General features: G+C 72.4%; 19 protein-coding genes. 8 read left to right on the top strand and 11 right to left on the bottom strand.

The window, feature by feature from the left end; all coding sequences use genetic code 11:
* Positions 1–1,597: serine/threonine-protein kinase (locus tag AB0J67_RS23380; RefSeq protein ID WP_363485548.1), on the top strand; the 1,597-nt coding region annotated here is incomplete at its 5' end.
* Between the two features lie 345 nt (positions 1,598–1,942).
* Here AB0J67_RS23380 and dhaK read toward each other — a convergent pair.
* The 4 genes from dhaK to AB0J67_RS23360 are packed head-to-tail and all read right to left on the bottom strand — an operon-like array spanning position 1,943 to position 5,227.
* Complete coding sequence (gene dhaK / locus AB0J67_RS23375; RefSeq protein WP_363485547.1) at positions 1,943–2,938, bottom strand: dihydroxyacetone kinase subunit DhaK; 996 nt, start codon at positions 2,936–2,938, stop codon at positions 1,943–1,945.
* 11 nt (positions 2,939–2,949) lie between these two features.
* On the bottom strand, positions 2,950–3,591 hold the full coding sequence (dhaL, locus tag AB0J67_RS23370) for a dihydroxyacetone kinase subunit DhaL (protein WP_363485546.1): 642 nt from the start codon (positions 3,589–3,591) through the stop codon (positions 2,950–2,952).
* Positions 3,588–4,373, bottom strand: coding sequence for an HAD-IA family hydrolase (locus AB0J67_RS23365; protein ID WP_363485545.1), 786 nt, complete (start codon positions 4,371–4,373; stop codon positions 3,588–3,590). The genes dhaL and AB0J67_RS23365 overlap by 4 nt, the downstream gene beginning before the upstream one ends.
* On the bottom strand, positions 4,367–5,227 hold the full coding sequence (locus AB0J67_RS23360; RefSeq protein WP_363485544.1) for a class II fructose-bisphosphate aldolase: 861 nt from the start codon (positions 5,225–5,227) through the stop codon (positions 4,367–4,369). Before AB0J67_RS23360 ends, AB0J67_RS23365 begins: the two co-directional genes overlap by 7 nt.
* A 276-nt stretch (positions 5,228–5,503) precedes the next feature.
* Here AB0J67_RS23360 and AB0J67_RS23355 point away from each other — a divergent pair, with 276 nt between their 5' ends.
* From AB0J67_RS23355 to AB0J67_RS23345, 3 genes are read left to right on the top strand one after another with little or no spacing between them, the layout of a single operon-like run.
* On the top strand, positions 5,504–5,806 hold the full coding sequence (locus AB0J67_RS23355; protein ID WP_363485543.1) for an antibiotic biosynthesis monooxygenase: 303 nt from the start codon (positions 5,504–5,506) through the stop codon (positions 5,804–5,806).
* Between the two features lie 36 nt (positions 5,807–5,842).
* The gene (locus AB0J67_RS23350) at positions 5,843–6,595 is read left to right on the top strand and encodes an AraC family transcriptional regulator (RefSeq protein WP_363485542.1); all 753 of its coding nucleotides are present in this window, start codon (positions 5,843–5,845) and stop codon (positions 6,593–6,595) included.
* Positions 6,596–6,637: 42 nt separating this feature from the next.
* Entirely contained in the window at positions 6,638–7,195 is a 558-nt protein-coding gene (locus AB0J67_RS23345; protein WP_363485541.1) for a hypothetical protein, read from the top strand.
* Here the strand turns inward: AB0J67_RS23345 and AB0J67_RS23340 are convergent.
* Positions 7,159–7,419 carry a hypothetical protein gene (locus AB0J67_RS23340; protein WP_363485540.1) on the bottom strand — a complete coding sequence of 87 codons (261 nt, stop codon included), beginning with the start codon at positions 7,417–7,419 and terminating at the stop codon, positions 7,159–7,161. The genes AB0J67_RS23345 and AB0J67_RS23340 overlap by 37 nt on opposite strands.
* Positions 7,420–7,732: 313 nt before the next feature.
* Here AB0J67_RS23340 and AB0J67_RS23335 point away from each other — a divergent pair, with 313 nt between their 5' ends.
* Together AB0J67_RS23335 and AB0J67_RS23330 are read left to right on the top strand one after the other, a co-directional pair.
* Positions 7,733–7,963 (top strand): hypothetical protein, encoded by a 231-nt coding sequence (locus AB0J67_RS23335; RefSeq protein ID WP_363485539.1) that lies wholly within the window; start codon positions 7,733–7,735, stop codon positions 7,961–7,963.
* Positions 7,964–8,029: 66 nt separating this feature from the next.
* On the top strand, positions 8,030–9,145 hold the full coding sequence (locus AB0J67_RS23330) for an AI-2E family transporter (protein ID WP_363485538.1): 1,116 nt from the start codon (positions 8,030–8,032) through the stop codon (positions 9,143–9,145).
* 37 nt (positions 9,146–9,182) lie between these two features.
* Here the strand turns inward: AB0J67_RS23330 and AB0J67_RS23325 are convergent, their stop codons facing one another.
* Entirely contained in the window at positions 9,183–10,127 is a 945-nt protein-coding gene (locus AB0J67_RS23325; protein ID WP_363485537.1) for a sensor histidine kinase, read from the bottom strand.
* Between the two features lie 351 nt (positions 10,128–10,478).
* Here AB0J67_RS23325 and AB0J67_RS23320 point away from each other — a divergent pair, with 351 nt between their 5' ends.
* Together AB0J67_RS23320 and AB0J67_RS23315 are read left to right on the top strand one after the other, a co-directional pair.
* Positions 10,479–10,802: a hypothetical protein gene (locus AB0J67_RS23320; RefSeq protein WP_363485536.1), complete on the top strand. Its 324-nt coding sequence runs from the start codon at positions 10,479–10,481 to the stop codon at positions 10,800–10,802.
* A 1-nt stretch (position 10,803) separates the two neighbouring features.
* Positions 10,804–11,151 (top strand): STAS domain-containing protein, encoded by a 348-nt coding sequence (locus AB0J67_RS23315; RefSeq protein WP_363485535.1) that lies wholly within the window; start codon positions 10,804–10,806, stop codon positions 11,149–11,151.
* 97 nt (positions 11,152–11,248) lie between these two features.
* On the opposite strand, the gene AB0J67_RS23310 is transcribed toward AB0J67_RS23315, so the two are convergent.
* The 5 genes from AB0J67_RS23310 to AB0J67_RS23290 all read right to left on the bottom strand — a co-directional run bounded on the left by AB0J67_RS23310 (position 11,249) and on the right by AB0J67_RS23290 (position 16,267).
* The gene (locus AB0J67_RS23310; RefSeq protein ID WP_363485534.1) at positions 11,249–11,794 is read right to left on the bottom strand and encodes a DUF4142 domain-containing protein; all 546 of its coding nucleotides are present in this window, start codon (positions 11,792–11,794) and stop codon (positions 11,249–11,251) included.
* 321 nt (positions 11,795–12,115) lie between these two features.
* Positions 12,116–13,012 carry a sugar ABC transporter permease gene (locus AB0J67_RS23305; RefSeq protein ID WP_363485549.1) on the bottom strand — a complete coding sequence of 299 codons (897 nt, stop codon included), beginning with the start codon at positions 13,010–13,012 and terminating at the stop codon, positions 12,116–12,118.
* 26 nt (positions 13,013–13,038) lie between these two features.
* Positions 13,039–14,097 (bottom strand): ABC transporter ATP-binding protein, encoded by a 1,059-nt coding sequence (locus AB0J67_RS23300; RefSeq protein ID WP_363485533.1) that lies wholly within the window; start codon positions 14,095–14,097, stop codon positions 13,039–13,041.
* Entirely contained in the window at positions 14,094–15,422 is a 1,329-nt protein-coding gene (locus AB0J67_RS23295) for a sugar ABC transporter substrate-binding protein (protein WP_363485532.1), read from the bottom strand. The genes AB0J67_RS23300 and AB0J67_RS23295 overlap by 4 nt, the downstream gene beginning before the upstream one ends.
* A complete protein-coding gene (locus AB0J67_RS23290; RefSeq protein ID WP_363485531.1) occupies positions 15,419–16,267 on the bottom strand; it encodes a carbohydrate ABC transporter permease in 849 nt (282 codons plus the stop codon). The genes AB0J67_RS23295 and AB0J67_RS23290 overlap by 4 nt, the downstream gene beginning before the upstream one ends.
* Positions 16,268–16,329 lie beyond the last annotated feature (62 nt).

Genomic DNA, 16,329 nt, shown 5'->3' with positions numbered 1-16,329 from the left:
CCTCGACTCGGCCTCCCCGTCGTCTGCGCCGTCACCGAGCACGAGCACGTCGCCGTCCGTGCCCCCGTCACCCTCGCCGAAGCTGCGAGTCCCGATCCCCAAGCTGCTGACCGACGAACTCGCGCTGCGGCGGCTGCGCACCGAGGCCCAGGCGCTGGCTCGGCTGCGCCACCCGCACATCGCCGAGGTGTACGACTACGGCGTCATCGGCGCCCGCCGTCTCAGCGCCGCCTACCTGGCCATGGAGCTGATCGACGGGCAGTCGCTGACCGAGGTCCTCGGTGAGCAGATCCACCTCGACTGGCCGGTCGCGGTCACCTTCGCCGCGCAGATCGCCGCCGCGCTGGCCGCCGCGCACGCCCGTGGCATCGTCCACCGCGACATCGCCCCCAGCAACGTCCTGCTCGCCGCGGACGGCGCGAAGGTCATCGACTTCGGCCTCTGCGCCCCGCCGGGCAGCGACGACCTCGACCCGGGCGGCTACCTGGCCGGCACCCCGGCCTACCTGGCTCCCGAGCGCATCGACGACCCGCAGCCGCTGGTCCGCCCGACGGCCGACGTCTACGCGCTCGGGGTCCTGCTGTACCGGATGCTGTCCGGTGACCTGCCCTGGCACGCCGAGTCGGCCCTGGACCTGCTGACCGCACCGCAGACCCAGCAGCCGCGCCCGCTGCCGCCCATCGCCGGGCTGCCCGCGGCCGTCGCCGACACGATCACCGCCTGCCTGGCGCGCGACCCCGCCGGCCGCCCCACCGCCCAGCAGCTCGCAGCGGTGCTCGCCGAGCACGCCCCGGCCGCGTCCGTGCTGCGTACGACGCTGCCCGCCGCGGACGGCGGGGACGAGCAGGACGTCCACACGCACCTGCTGCCGTGGCGGACGCCGCCGGCACGTCGGTCCCGGCGGCCCGCCCTGGTCGCCGGAGTTCTCGGGGTCGGCGCGGTGGCAGCCGCGGCCTGGGCCTGGAACTCCTCGGCGACGCGGCCTCCGGCGGCCTCGGCCGCGGCGCCGTCGCCTGCCGTGTCCGCGCCGCCGCCCTGCGCCGTCGTCTACCGGCTGGGCACCGACGACGGCTCCCGGTTCAGCGCGACGCTGACCATCGCGAACACCACGACGTCCACTCTCGCGCCCGGCCGGCTGACTGTGCAGATGCCGGGCACCCAGCAGGTCGAGCCCGCCCGCGGCTGGCAGCAGCGCGACCACACCGCCACCGCGGCCATCGGTCCGCTCGCCGGCGGGGACACGACGGACCTGCCGCTGACCGCGACCTACCGCGGCACCAACCCGCTGCCGACGGCCTTCAGCCTCGACGGCGTCCGCTGCGCGCTGACCCTGCTCGGTCCATCGGGCCAGCCGATCGACCCGCCCCCGCCCGCACCCGATCCCACCGCTGCGGTCGGTCCCGCCGCGCCCGGCCCCGGCCTGCCACCGGCCACCGGTTCCGGGCCCGGCCTGCCGGCGAGCGCTCCCGCGCCTTCGGCGGCCGGCCCCGGCCAGCCCCCCGCCCCACCAGGCAAGCCGACTGCTCGGCCCAGCCCGGTGCGGCCCTCCAAGAGCCCGCAGCGAGCCGACGACGCCGGACGGCCGCACGGCCCCTGAGGCCGTGCACCGTAACGCCGGCTCCCTCGGGAGAGTGACAAACGACGGATGCGCGCCGCTGTCATCTATGGCCGGGACGGTGCATCCGCCCGGCTATAGGTGCCCGGCCTCGGGGCCGGCCGCCGCGGACGCTGAGACCAGCACGGCCCGGCAGGTCACGCAGGTTCCTCGTCCGCGGTGGCCGGCCACTCCACCAGGCCGGGCACCGCCCAATCCGCTGCCGGCGACCGCCTGCGGCCGGTCAAGTCGGGGGAGAAGCCCGCCTGCCTCGGCACGTGGGCGCGCGGGACGACCAGGGTGTGACCGGGGACCACCACGATCAAGCACGACCGCGTGCTCGCGAACCTAGAACGTCCGGATCGCGATCTCGGCGGGTGCGGCGAGGCCGGCGACGATCTCGTCGTCGAGCTTGACGAGGGTCAGGGAGGCGCCGGCCATGTCGAGCGAGGTGCAGTACTCGCCGACGTAGTTGCGCCGCACGTGTATGCCGCGGGCCTCGAGCTGCTCGTGGGCGCGGCCGTAGAGCAGGTACAGCTCGCCGATAGGCGTGCCGCCCAGGCCGTTGATCATCAGTGCGACGTCGTCGCCGCGCTGGTAGGGCAGGTCCGTGACGACCGCTTCGAGCAGCTCGTCAATGATCGCGTCGGCGCCGGCCAGCTTCTCGCGGCGTCGCCCGGGCTCGCCGTGGATGCCCACGCCGATCTCCATCTCGTCGTCGCCGAGCTCGAACAGCGGCGAACCCTTCGCCGGCGGCGTACAGGACGTCAGCGCCATACCCATGGTCCGGGTGACCGAGTTGACCTTGTTGCCGAGCCGTACGAGTTCCTCGATGTCGGCGCCGGCTTCGGCGCTCGCGCCGACCACCTTGATCACGAAGAAGTTGCCGGCCACGCCCCGCCGGCCGATGGTGAAGGTGGAGTCGGACACGGCGACGTCGTCGTCGATCAGGATCGTCTCGATCCGGACGCCTTCGGCCTCGGCCATCTCCTTGCCCATGTCGAAGGCCATCCGGTCGCCGGTGTAGTTGTTGATCAGATGCAGCACACCCTTCGGCGAGGCGAGCAGCTTGCTGGTCTCCAGCACGTAGTCCATGGGCGGGGCGGCGAACACGTCGCCGGGGCAGGCGGCGTCCAGCATGCCCTTGCCGACGATCATGACGTGGGCGGGTTCGTGGCCCGAGCCGGAGCCCTGCACGACGGAGACCTTGTCGTCGCGCGGGGCGTCGGCCCGCATGATGAGGTTGTACTCGGGCACGTAGCGCAGCGTGTCCGGGTTGGCCAGGGCGACGCCCCGGAGCATCTCGGGGACGAACTGGCGGGGGTCGTTGACGAACTTCTTCATGGCGCTTCCTCTCACGATGCGGTCGGCCAGGCGTCGGCGAGGGCTTCGCAGATGACGGCGACGGCGACGGCTCCGGGGTCCACGCTGCCGATGCTCCGCTCGCCGGTGTAGCTGGCCCGGCCGCGGCGGGCCTCCAGCCCTGCGGTCGCGTCCGCGCTGGCGCGGGCCACGGTCGCGGCGGCCCGGATGGTCGTCGGCCCGTCGCTGCCGAGGCTGATCTGGCGGGCTATCTCGTCGGTGGCGGGCACCAGCGCGTCGAGCAGGGTCTTGTCGCCGAGGCTGGCGTTGCCGCGGGCCTGGATGCCCTCTGCCGCCGCGCGCAGCATGGCGACGACGGTGTCACCGTCCAGGTCGGACGTGCCGGCCGCGGCGGTGGCCGCGCGGAGGAAGGCGGTGCCCCACAGCGGTCCGGACGTGCCGCCGATCCGGCTGGTGATGACGACGGCGACCTTGCGCAGGAAGGTGGCGACATCGGTGCGGTCGAAGGTGTCCCAGTCGCTGATGACGATCTCGAACCCGCGGGCCAGGGAGTAGCCGAAGTCTCCGTCGCCGACGACGGCGTCGAGGTCGCCGAAGTACTTCTCGTTCGCCACGGCGGTCTGTGCGATCGTCCGCACCACGAACTCGACCTGCGGCAGGGAGTTGCCGGTCATCGCCGATCCCCTCCGGTGAGGACGGCCGCGAGGTCGGCCAGCCTGACGTACGCCCCGGGTGTCGCCGGGCTGGTGTTGGCGAGCACCGTGACGGGGGCCGCGCCGGGCTCGCCGAGCGAGTCGACGACGAACGCCGCGCCGGTGAAGTCCTCGCCGGCGGTGTAGTCGTTGACCGTGACGACGCAGGCGATCCCGGCCGCGACAGCGGCGGCCAGGCCGTTGTGCGAGTCCTCGACGACCACGGCCTCGTGCGCCGCCAGCCCGAGCCGGTCCAGCGCGAGCAGGTAGATGTCGGGGGCGGGCTTCTTGCGCGGCACGATGTCCCCGGCGAGCACGGTGAAATCACGGGCCCGGTCCGGGCCGACGGCATGCTCCAGCACCGCCTGCACGGACTGTTCGGCCGAGGTCGAGGCCACGGCGAGCAGCCAGCCCGCCGCGTGCGCCTCCTCGGCGATCCTGGCCACCCCGGGTCGGGCCGGCAGGTCGCCGGCCGCGACCATGGCCGTGTAGATCGCGGTCTTGCGGCGGTGCCACGAGGCGACGGCCTCGGCCTGCCCGGCCGGGTCGTCCGGCAGCCCGGCGGCGGTCACGAACTCCGGCGTCAGCAGGCTGGACATGCGCTCCTTGCCGCCGCCGATCGCCAGCTTGCGGCCGTACTCCTGCTCGTCCCACCGCACCGGCAGGCCGAACTCGGCGAACGTCTGGTTGAACGCGGGCAGGTGGCCGAAGCGTTCGGTATCGGCCAGGACGCCGTCGCAGTCGAAGATCAGGGCTGTCACCATGCCTGCCCCGTGCTGCCGAAGCGGTCGGCGTACCCGGCGGCCATCGCGGTGACGTCCGCGGCGACCTGCCGGAACAGCGAGGGCGGGTCCCACTTGCCCTGTGCCTCGGCGTCGCGGAGGAAGGCCAGGTTGGCGGTCATGTAGGTGATCTTCAGGGCGGTGGACACGTTGACCTTCGCGCAGCCCCGCGCGATCAGGTCGCTGAACTGGGCGTCGGTCAGGCCGGTGCCGCCGTGCAGCGCGATCGGCACGCCGGTGGCCGCGACGATGTCGCTGACCCGCTGGCCGTCGAGTTCGGGCGCGGCGGTGTAGACGCCGTGCGCGTTGCCGATCGACGGCGCGAACACGTCGACTCCCGACTCCTCGACGAACCGCACCGAGACGTCCAGCGTCTGCCGGTGTGCCGCCTCGTCACTGCCGATGCCGTCCTCGACACCCGTGATCGCTTCGATCTCGCCCTCGACGTGCGCGCCGTGGGCGCGCGCCTCGGCGACCACCTCGATGGTCTGGCGCAGGTTCTCCTCGACCGGCAGCGTGGAGGCGTCGAACAGCACCGAGTTCCAGCCCTTGGCGAGGCACTCGGTGATCACCTCCCGGTCCGGGCAGTGGTCCAGATGCAGGCTGACCGGGACCTCGATGCCGGCGGTCATCGCGCGCCACATCGCGATCAGCACGTCGGACCGGATGGACCGCACCGTCTTGACCGACGTCTGGACGATGACGGGTGACCGGCGCTCGACCGCGGCTGCCAGGACGGACTCCATCGTCAAATCGTTGACTATGTTGATCGCGGGGACCCCGTAGCGGTCCCGCATGGCTCGGTCGACGATCTCCTTGAGCGAGACCACACCCATACGCCGAAGGGTAGAACGGGAACAGATCGCAGATCGGTGTACGCGAAACAACGCCCGGCGATTTGTACCGACGGCGTCACGTCTGCGCCCCATGGTGCAAACAGGGGACGCGGTCGGCGCTGTCGTGGTTGGTCGGCGCGCCGCCCGGCCCGCGGAGTCCGGCGAGCTGTCCGATGCGAGCGCGAACGTGTCCGCCTGCCGGGAGCCGACCGGCGGCCCGCGCCGGAGGATGGAACCCTTCCCGCTGCGGCAACGCGGCCCGACCAGGAGGTTGCCATGTTCATCGCCATCGTCGACTTGCACACCACCGCCGCCGACCGCCCCGTGGCACTCGACCGGCTCGACGCCGAGAGCCCGCGCGTGCGCGCCATGCCGGGCAACATCGCCTACCGGGTGTACGCCTCCCGTGCGGACGACACCGCGATCACCATCGTGCACGAGTGGGCCGACGAGGCCTCCTTCGCGGGTTACCAGGCGTCGGAGTCATTCGCCCGCGCCGGCGGCGCGCTGCGGCCGATGATGACCGCGGCGCCGGTCAGCCGCCGCTTCCACGCCGAGCTGCGGGAAACGGTCGCCTGAGCGGCACTCCTACGATGTGGGGATGCGAGCCACCCGATGACCTGCGAGGCGTTCAGCTTCGTGCGGACCTTCGCCGCACAGCCCGCCCGTGATCTCTGTGTGGACCGGCACTACCTGCTCTGCGCCTCCGCCGGCACGCTGCGGCTGGAGGCGCAGGGCAGGCAGTGGCTGCTGCCGCCCGCACGGGCGGCCCTGATCGAGGCGGGCAGACCGATCCGGGTGAGCATCGCGCAGCCCGCGACGACCGCTTCGGTGCTGTTCGACACCGCCTTCACCCCGCCGCCGCCGACCCCGTTGACCGTGTTCGACCTGGACCCGCTGGCCCGTGCCCTGGTGGGCGAGTGCGGCACCTGGGGCGAGACCGAGCAACCGCTGCCCGCGTACGCCCGGACGATGTTCGCCGCACTCGCGGCGGTGGTCTGGCGGCTGTCCGAGCAACCGAGCCCGATGGTCGTGCCGGCGGGACGGTCACCGGAGCTGCGGCTGGCGCTGCGGCTGACCGAGCAGCGCCTCGGCGACGGGGTCCGGTTCGAGGATGTGGCCGCGCAGGTCGGGCTGGCGCCGCGGTCGCTGGCGCGGCGGTTCGAGGACGAGACCGGAATGACCTGGCGGGCGGTGCTGCGCCGGATGCGGGTCCTGCGGGCGGTCGAGGAGCTGGCCGCGGGCGACACCCCGGTCACCAGGATCGCGTTCATGGTCGGGTACACCTCGCTGTCGGCGTTCCACGCCGCGTTCCAGGAGCTGACCGGGCGCACCCCCACGCAGTACCGCGCGAGCTTCCGTCCCTGACGCGCGTACGCGGTGTCGGGCGGTGGCCGTACGCTGTCGGCCGTGCGACCGAAGAGCTACTACGACCTCCGCTTCGGCGTGTCCCCGGGCGGTGCCCGCAAGGACGCCCACTACATCCGCGGCACCCTCGACGAGGTGAAGGCCGACCTGGCCGGGGAGCTGGCGGAGGGCGTCAACCTGTATCTGCTCTGCTGGTACGGCGCGCAGCTCTCGCTCGACGTCTACCAGCACGGCAGGCTCGCCCGGTCGATCGACCTGCACCCGTTCGTGTCCATCGACATCGAGGGATACTCGCCGATCACGTTCACCGGGCCGGGCGAGCCGGTCGGGCACGACTTCAGCGCGGACGAGGAGGAGTACGTCGACGACGGCAGCCTCTCCGACCTTCTCTTCATGGGCGAGCTGGAGCACGTGACCACGGTGACCGTCGACTGGGACCGGATGGACGTGCCCGCCCTGCTCGGCGAGGTGGCCGGGCCGGGCGACTTCGTGAATGTCGACGCGAGGTCCATCACGGACGCCGAGGTGGCCGACGGCGACGAGGATGCACTGTACGAAGCCGGCTACATCCCGTACGGCTTCATCGACCTGGAGTCGTAGTCGGGGCCGGTGCCGGGAGCGCGGCCGTCGCCGCACCAGACGTCGCCCACGACCCGACCCTGGTGGTCGGTGATGGTGAGGTGGCTCGGCGCGTGCGCGACCGCTTCGCGCAGCGCGTGTCGCACCGCGCAGGCCTCGCGGTCGTGGACGGCCATCAGCGCATCGCCTTCGAGGACGTCCCACTGGTGGTGGTTGGGCACCACCTCGTACACCTTGGGTTGCATCTCTTCCCCTCGGCTCGCACGGCCGGCCGTCGGCAGCGGCCGAGACGATCTCACCGTCGGTACGTGCTTCTCAGCAGCCGGGGTACCCCCGGCGGAATCGGCGAAACGACGGCCGGACGCCCCTCAAGCCTGTGAACTGCGGCGATGTGCAATCGGGAGCGCCTGCGTATTGGTCTTGTCACAATGCAGTGACATCCTGAGTGCCCGCAACGCTTATGGGGCTTCCGGCCGTCTCGCGCTCCAAGATCGCTCGGCGGGTCGTCGAGCGTCGCAAAGCCGGGTGCCACGACATGATGTTCGGTAACGTGTGGATATGACCACAGTGACGGCCAACGACGTGCGTGTGCTCGCGCGGTCGCGGGACCTCGATCCCGTCCTCGCCGTGGTCGACGGTGAGGTCGTCGTGATCCCCGAGGCCCAGCTCAAGGAAGCGGACGTGCTCCTGTGCACCCAGCAGAAGCTGGTCCGCGAGCTGGGCGACGAGGTCAGCGACATCGAAGCGCAGCTCTTCGCGGGACGCCTGTCGAGCCTGCTGGCGGAGTAGCACCGCCCGCGCGCTCGCCCGACCACGGGCGAGTTTGCGTCATCGGTGAGCGGGAATGCGCAGCCGGTGAGAAGAGGACGGGTCACCTCGGGTGAGGTCTTCCGCTGGGCGGCGGCGGGCACGTGCGGCGTCGCGCTGGTGGGGCTGGGGCTGACCGCGCTGTGGACGGTGCGGACGGTGCTCGCCCTGGTGCTGGTGTCGCTGTTCGTGGCGGTGAGCCTGGACCCCGCGGTGCGCTGGCTGGTCCGACATCGCGTGCGGCGCCCCTACGCCGTCGCCATGATCCTGATCGGGGTGCTGGGGTCGCTGACCGCGCTGGTTATCGGGGTCGGGCCGCCCCTGGTGGGGCAGGCGGGCGACCTGGTGCAGGACCTGCCCGGCTACATCGCCGGGCTCGACGAGCGCTCGCCGGTCTTCCGCGAGCTCAGCGCCCGGTACGGGCTGGGCGACCGGCTCAACGACCTGGCCGCGTCGGTGCCGGCGTGGATCGCCGCGAACCTGCTCAACATGTTCCAGACGTTCCTGGACGCGCTGGCCACGACGCTCACCGTCGTGGTCCTGTCCCTATACTTCCTGGCCGACATGCCGCGGCTGCGCAGGCGGGCCCAGCTGATCGCGCCGGACCGGCACCGCGAGCGGGTCCGGCGCATCGTCGACACGGCGGTCGACAAGGTCGGCTCGTACATGATCGGCAACGTGCTGGTCTCCCTGATCGCGGGCGCCGTCGCGTATCTGGGCCTGGCGATCTTCGAGGTGCCGTTCGCGCTCCCGCTCGCGCTGATCGTCGCCGTCACCGACCTGATTCCGCTGGTCGGTGCGACCCTGGGCATGGCGGTGTGCGGCATCGTCGCCGCGATGGCCGTCGGCATGTGGCCCGCGGCGGTCGGCATCGTGGGATGGCTGCTGGTGTACCAGCAGGTGGAGAACTACTGGATCGTGCCGCGGATGATGCGCCGCAGCCTGGACATGCCGTCGCTGGCCGTCCTGCTCGCCGGACTGGTGGGCGCCGCGCTGCTGGGCCTGATCGGCGCGCTCATGGCCATCCCGATCGCGGCCACGGCCAAGGCGGTGATCGCCGAGCTGCGTGCGCCGCTGCCGCCTCCCGGCTACGCGGTCGACCACCCCGTCGACGACCCGGAGCTGAGCGTGCTCGCCGCCGAGGAGGAAGCCGCCGCTGCGTGAGCGACCCCGACGAAAGGTGCGACGTGGTCGAACGGTGCTACGGGCGTTCGGTGCGGTGCACGTGGATCCGGGTGGTGGTGCCGGCGGGGGTCGTGTGTACGCGGACGAGGTCGCACAGCTGGTTGACCAGCAGCAGTCCGCGACCGCCGTTAGGAGCGTGTGCCGGGACGGGTATCCGCCCCGCTAGCGGGTCGCTCAGGTGCCCGCCGTCGGCGACCTGGCAGATTAGGTGGTCGGTGTCGTGCCAGACGGTGAGCTGCCCGCCGCCGCCGTACTTGACGGCGTTGGTGGCCAGCTCGCTGACCGCGATGGTGAGATCGGCGATCTGCTCCGGCGTCAGGCCGGCGCGCCGGGCGTGCTCGGCGACGAAGCGACGCGCGGCGGCCAGGGTGTGCAGCTCGATGACGATGGTCGCCGCACCGGCCGGCGGACCGGACAGCGGCAGGTTGAAACCGGCCGCGACCACGACCGGATCACCGTAGTGCGCGCTGTCGAAGCGGTCGGTGGCGTCGCGCATGACCGGGTGCGTCCGGTGCGCGTCGGCGATCCACGCCGGATCCAGCAGCTCGGTGTTGTACGGGCACAGGATCGTGGCCCGGCGGCCGGCGAACGCGGTGTTGATGAGGGCCTCGTGCTGAGCGCAGGCCGGATATTCGGCGGCGCTGCGACCGGCCCAGATCGGCTCGCCGATCAGGCGGACCCGGCGGCCGGGGTGCGCGTCGGCGAAGGCGAGCAGGACCGCGGGGATGATCCGGCCGGGGTTGCGGCCGGCCACCGTCATGTCGCGCAGCAGCACCCGCGCGGCGTCGGCGCCGAGCGCGTCCCGGATCAGTCGCAGGTTCGGCCCGGGGACGGCCACGGCGACCGGCTCGCCGGCGGCCAGCCCCTCGCGGATGTAGGGCACGGTGCCGGCCACGTACTCCTCGTCGTCGCGGTAGAGCAGCGCCGGGTGGCCGAACTCCGCCACGGAGGCGGTGCTCACGCGGTCATCTCCGCTGGAGCGCTGCGGACCGGCAGACAGACGTGACCACCGGGCGCAAGCCGTGCCGCGATGCCGACTTCCGCCATGTGACCACCTCCACCCGCCCGGACTCGCACGGCACCTCGACGGCCGGCCGAAGGCCTCTGGACGGGCAGCCGGGTCGGCTTCCCGGAACAGTACAGCAGTGACCACCACGGAACGACCGCCCGAAGATCGCAGGCTGCGAGGGACGTGGACGTGGGTATACGGCGCAAAGCAGTGCGGCCGCCGGACGTCTTGGCTGGCGCCGTCGAATGTGGCGATGACAGCACAACTATGCGATGACCGCATGCCTGTGCGATAGTCGTATACATGAGTACTCGTCGTGTGGCCGGTGACGTGAAGGCCGTGCTGGGGGCGATCGAAGACCCCTCGCACACCGCCAGCAGCGATGCGGTCCTTGCCGCCCTGGCGGATGCGCACGCGCGCCGCATGCGTGCCGAGGAGGAGATCCGCCTCCTGCTGGCCTATGCGCGCCATTTCGTCTACCCGCACCCGTACACCTTCGGCGAGCTCGCTCAGGCGGCCGGCATGTCCGTGTCAGGTGTCCGCACCGCCTTCAGCTCAGGCGATGTCGACAAGGTTGCTGCGGCGACCGGCTTGGAGCCGGTGCCCCAGGAGGGGGAGGGGAGTTGACGTGGAGACCTCGGTCGAGCTGGCGACTGCGGACCCCGCGCAGGCGGTCGTGGCCGTAAACGGGGAGATCGACATGACGGTGCACGATCTCCTGCTGGACACCCTGATGCACGCTGCCCGCGTGCCCGGGGTCAAGACCGTCACCGTGGACCTGTCCCAAACCTCCTTCCTCGACTCCGGCGGCGTACGCGTACTGGTGTCCGGTCGCAGCGCTGCTCTGGCCAGAGGCGTCGACTATCAGGTGACCGGAGTGCATGGCCTGACGCAGCGGGTGCTGGCGGTCACCGGGGTCCTGCCGCTGCTGACCGGAGATGAGAACCCCGCCGTCGGAAGCGACGGCTCACGATGAGCTGGTAGCGCGTGCGAGCGTGTGGCGGCTCGCACGCGCGGCGGTGTCCCGGGCGCCTACGGCGGCGGCAGACCACCGTGACGGTGGGACGCCTGCGTCAGCGCTGAGGCAGGCCGAAGGCCGGCGCGGCCTTCATGAGTGCCTCGTGGTGCTGCTTTATCACCGGCAGGGCCGCCTCGGCGACCTGCTTGACCCGGGCCGCGTCGCCGCTGTCGATCTCCTGCTGGGTGGCCTGCATGCTCTTGGCGTGTGCGGCCAGCTGCTGCTCGATCCACAGTTTGTCGAAGTCCGCGCCGACGGCCGTGTCGGACAGGCGCTGGGCGACGGCCTGCTGCTCGGCCGTGGGCTTGTCGGGCAGGGCCACGTTCAGCTCCGAGGCCAGCGGCCGCAGCGCGGCGTCGAGCTTGGTGTGGTCGGTGACGAACCGCTCGCCGAGCTCCTTGACCACGGCAGAGGTGCCCTTCTCCTGCGCCATCTTCCCGGTCGCGATCTCGGCCAGGTTCGCCTGGTGCGCTGCGACGATCCAGGCGGTGTCGCGTTCCGACGGCTGTGCCGCGGCGCGCGCCGCAGCTGGTGCGGCCGTCGCGAGCAACGCCGTAGCGAGCAGGCCCGACAAAATCGAGATACGTCGTGAGAGGTTCATCGGTCGATCGCCTCCTGCTTTGATCCGGACCCTAGCCCTACCCTGCCGCGACCCACCAAAACGCGCTCTGACCTGCGGATTGCCTCCGCTTGCATGATCGACTTTGTGAAGCGGGCGGATGGCGTGGTGCGGATTCCGACACGGTCGGTGACACCACGCCGTGCGAACAGCGCCGTTATATACGGATTGTCCGTTAGTATGAAGTCATGCCGAGCGGCCCTGCCCCTGAAGGGTGCGGCTGATCGTGCGCGACGGAGGAGCGGTCCTGAGGGGTGGCCGCGCCTCCGTCGCTTGCATACCGGCACAAGGTTCGGACTGCCGTCAGCTGCCCGGTCGATGTGCTCCCATCCCGACCAGGCCGTGGGCCGCCCAGCGGCGCAGCAGGCGCCACTGGATCAGCACCGCCACCGCGGTCAGGCCCAGCGTCAGCGCGGCGACCGCCGCGGCGTAGCCGTAGCGCAGATACTCGAACGCCTCCTGGTAGATCACCAGGGACAGGTACGTCGTTGCGTACGGCGGTGGGCCGCCGTTCGTCACGACCAGCGTCGGCACGAACGACGCCTGCAGGCTCAGCACCGTGTCGCGCAGCACCAGGACCGCGAGCACCGGTGCGAGCAGCGGCAGCGTCACCCGGCGCAGCACCTGCCCCGCGCGGGCGCCCTCCAGCTCCGCCAGCTCGTACGCCTCGGGCGGCAGCGCCAGCCGCGCCGTGAGCACGATGACGAACGTCTCGCCGATCGTGAACAGGCTCATCAGCACGATGCCCGCCCGGGCGTCCTCGGGGTCGGTCAGCCACTGCGGCGGCAGGGTGCCGAAGACGGTCCGCCCGCCCTGCCCGCCGAGCAGGAGCAGCTGGTTGACCGGCCCCTGGATCGGGTTGAGCAGCCACAGCCACATCAGCCCGTAGGCCAGCTCCGGGACGGCGCCGGGCAGCAGCACCGCCGCCCGCGCCGTGCCGGCGCCCCGGGCCCGCCGATGCAGCAGCAGCGCCAGCGCCACCGCGATGACCAGCCGCAGCGGCACCGAGAAGGCCAGGTAGGACAGCGAGTTGCCGACCGCGGCCCGCACCGCCGGGTCGCGGGTGAGCTCGACGAAGTTGGCCACGCCGATGAACCGCGAGGTCGCGATCAGGTCGGTCTCGGTGAACGCCATCGCCAGCGTGGCCGCGGCGGGCAGCAGCACCAGCACGACCAGTCCGGCGAGGAACGGCGCGAGCATCAGCACCAGCTGCCGGCGCTCCCGGCTCATCGGGCGGCCGCCCGGTCCGCCCCGGCGGGCAGCGGGATCCGTTCGCCGGTGACCTTGTCGAAGGCGTGCAGGTGCTCCGCGGCGACGCCGACGGCGACCCGGTCACCGGGGGCGGGCCGGGTCCGGGCCGGGACCCGGGCGGTCAGGGCGTGCCCGCCCAGGCGCACGTGGACCAGCGCGTCCTCGCCGAGCACCTCGACCCGCGCCACCTCGCCCAGCGGGCCGGCCGTGCCACCCGCGCTGGTCAGGGTCACGTGCTCCGGCCGTACGCCCAGCTCGACCGCCGTCGCCTCGACGCCCGGCAGGCGCAGCGGGCCGTCACCGGGCAGCAGCGTCATGCCGGGCGCACCGACGAAGGACGCGACGAAACGCGTACGCGGGCGGTGCCACACCCCGTCCGGGGTGTCGACCTGCTCGATGCGGCCGTCGCGGAGCACGGCTATCCGGTCGCCGAGCGCCATCGCCTCCGACTGGTCGTGGGTCACGTAGACCGTCGTCGCGCCGAGCCGGTCGTGCACCGCCCTGATCTCGGTGCGCATCGACGTCCGCAGGGCGGCGTCCAGGTTGGCCAGGGGCTCGTCGAGCAGGAACACCTCGGGTTCGCGGACCAGCGCCCGGGCCAGTGCCACCCGCTGGCGCTCGCCGCCCGACAGCTGGTGCGGCCGGCGCGCGAGCAGGTCCCCGCAGCCCACCGCCGCCGCGGCCTGTGCCGCGCGGGCCGCCGCGGCCCGGCGGTCCGCGCCGCGGATCCGGTGCCCGAACGCGATGTTGTCGGCCACCGTCAGGTGCGGCAGCAGCGAGTACGACTGGAACACCATGGACACCCCGCGCAGCCCCGGCCGCAGCGCGGTGACGTCGCGCCCGCCGATGGCGACGGTCCCGCCGGTGACCGCGTCGAGCCCCGCGATGGCCCTCAGCAGCGAGGACTTGCCCGCACCGGACGGGCCCAGGACGACCAGCAGCTCGCCGCGGCGCACGGCGAGGTCGACGCCGCGCAGGGCGGTGATCGCCCCGCGGGACAGGTGCACGCCGTGCAGGCTCAGCCCGGCCGTCACCGGGCCGCCGTACCGCGCTGGAAGACCTCCCGGGTGGCCGCGTCGAGGTCGGTGATGACCTTGTCGAGCGGGTCGCCGTGGAAGAAGGCGTTCTCCAGGACCTTGCCGGTCGCATCCTCGATCTCCGGCCAGGTCGAGATGGTCGGCACGGGCCGCAGCACGGGGATGGTGTCCAGGAAGATCTGCGAGCGGGCCGGTGGCGTGCCGGGGGACAGGAACGCCGTCGAGGTCGCCACGGAGATCCGCGACGGGACCGTGCGCCCGGTCCGGGCCATGAGGGCGGCCCCGGGGTCGCTCAGCGCGTACTCCAGGAAGCGCCACGCCGCGTCCTGGCGGCCGGACGCCTTCGTCATGCAGTAGGCGTCGCTGTGCAGGATGTTCGCGGGGGAGCGGTACTGCGGCAGCGGGGCGACGTCCCACTCGAATCCGGTGATCGCCCGGAAGGCGGTCGTGACCCGCCGGGACGAGACGAACATCGCCAGCTTCCCGGCGGCGAACCGGGCCTCGTAGTCCTGGGTCTCGACCTCCAGGTCCGACGGGACGACGCCGATCCGGGGCAGTTCCAGGAAGTCCTGCAGCACCTGCCGCGCCTCGGGCGTGTCCAGGGTGAGCCGGGTCGGGGCGCCCGGGTCGTCGACGATGTCGCCGCCGTTGGACCAGATGAGCGGCGCGATGCGGATCAGCTCGGGCGCGACGCCCAGCCCGTGCACGGCCACCGGCACCCCGGCCGCCTCCGGCTCCCCGGCCCGGACGGTCCGGCCGCCCGCGTCCCGGGTCAGCGCCTGCGCGGTGGCGACCATGTCGTTCCAGTGCCAGCCCGCGACCGGCTCGGCCACCTGGTACTTCGTGAACAGGGAGCGGTTGTAGTAGACGGCCAGGCTGGAGATGTTCTGCGGCAGGCACATCTGCTCGCCGCCCCAGCGGAAGGCGCCCATGGCCTGCGGGTAGAAGTCCGCGTCGTGCAGGCTGCCCGAGGCGGCCAGCCGGGCCGTCATCGGCGCGAGCGCGCCCTTGGTGGCGAACTGGCCGAAGTTGCGGTAGTTGATCAGGAACAGGTCGGGTGCGGCGTTCCCGGCGATCGAGGTGGACACCCGGGTCATCAGGTCCTTGGCGCTGCTCGCCTCGATCAGGCTCACCCGGGCGCCCGGCTTGGCCTGCTCGTACGCGGCGGCGAGCGCGCGGTAGGCGGCGAGCTCGTCGGGGGTGCCGGCGACCAGCAGGGACACGGTGTCGGCCGCCTGCTCGGCGGTGCCGCCGCAACCGGCCGTGGCCACGGCGGCGGCGAGCGTGGTGAGCAGGCTCAGCAGGGCGACGGTTCGCTTCACGAGGCTCCTTCGGGGCCGTAGGCGTGCAGGAAACGGTGCTGGGCGGCACCGAGCACGAGCAGGGTCGGCAGCGTGGCGAGGACGGCGCCGGCCAGGAACACGGGCTGGTTGTGCGGGTCCATCGCGGCCAGGGCGCGCAGCGCCAGCGGCAGCGTGAAGGCGGCCCGGTCGTAGACGTAGACCATCGGATCGAGCAGGTTGGACCAGGTCAGCACGAAGGTGAGCGCGGCGAGCCCGGCGGTGACCGGTTGGACCTGGGGCAGTGCCATCCGCCGCCACGTCTGCATCGGGGTGAGGTCGGCGAGCCGGCACAGGTCGTAGCTGTCGGCGGGGATGGACCGGAAGGCCAGGTAGTAGATCAGCGGGTAGAGCGGTGAGGTCGCGATCAGCGCGGGTGCGATGAGCGGCACGAGCGTGTCGGTCAGCTCGAGCGTGCGGAACAGCACGAAGCGCGGCAGCAGCAGCGCGGTGGCGGGCACCATCATCGCCAGCACGGACAGGGCGATCACCGTGCCGGTGACGCGGCGGGGCAGCTGGGTCAGGGCGAAGCCCGCCAGCGAGGCCACGAGCAGGCTCAGGGGCACGCCGACCGCGGCGACGATCATCGAGTTGGCGGCGGCGCGGACCAGGTCGCCTTCGGTGATCGCCTGCTGGTAGGCGGCGATGCCGGGGTCGTCCGGGATGAGCGGCGGCGCGACCACGGGCGGCTGGCCCGGCTCGCGCAGCGAACCGGCCAGGAGCAGCAGCAGCGGTGAGGCGAAGATCGCCGTCACGGCCAGGGCGCCGTAGGCCCGCCGGTGGCGGCGTGGTGCAGCGGCGTGGGCCGCCGGGGGTGAGGTCGTCATGGGACGGTGTGCCCGTCGTCCGCGCATTGCCCACGGCGGGTCCTGTCGCGACAGTTCGACCA

This window comes from Catellatospora sp. NPDC049609 (assembly GCF_040675365.1).
Taxonomy (GTDB): domain Bacteria; phylum Actinomycetota; class Actinomycetes; order Mycobacteriales; family Micromonosporaceae; genus Catellatospora.
This window is presented reverse-complemented; position numbering and strand designations above follow the sequence as displayed.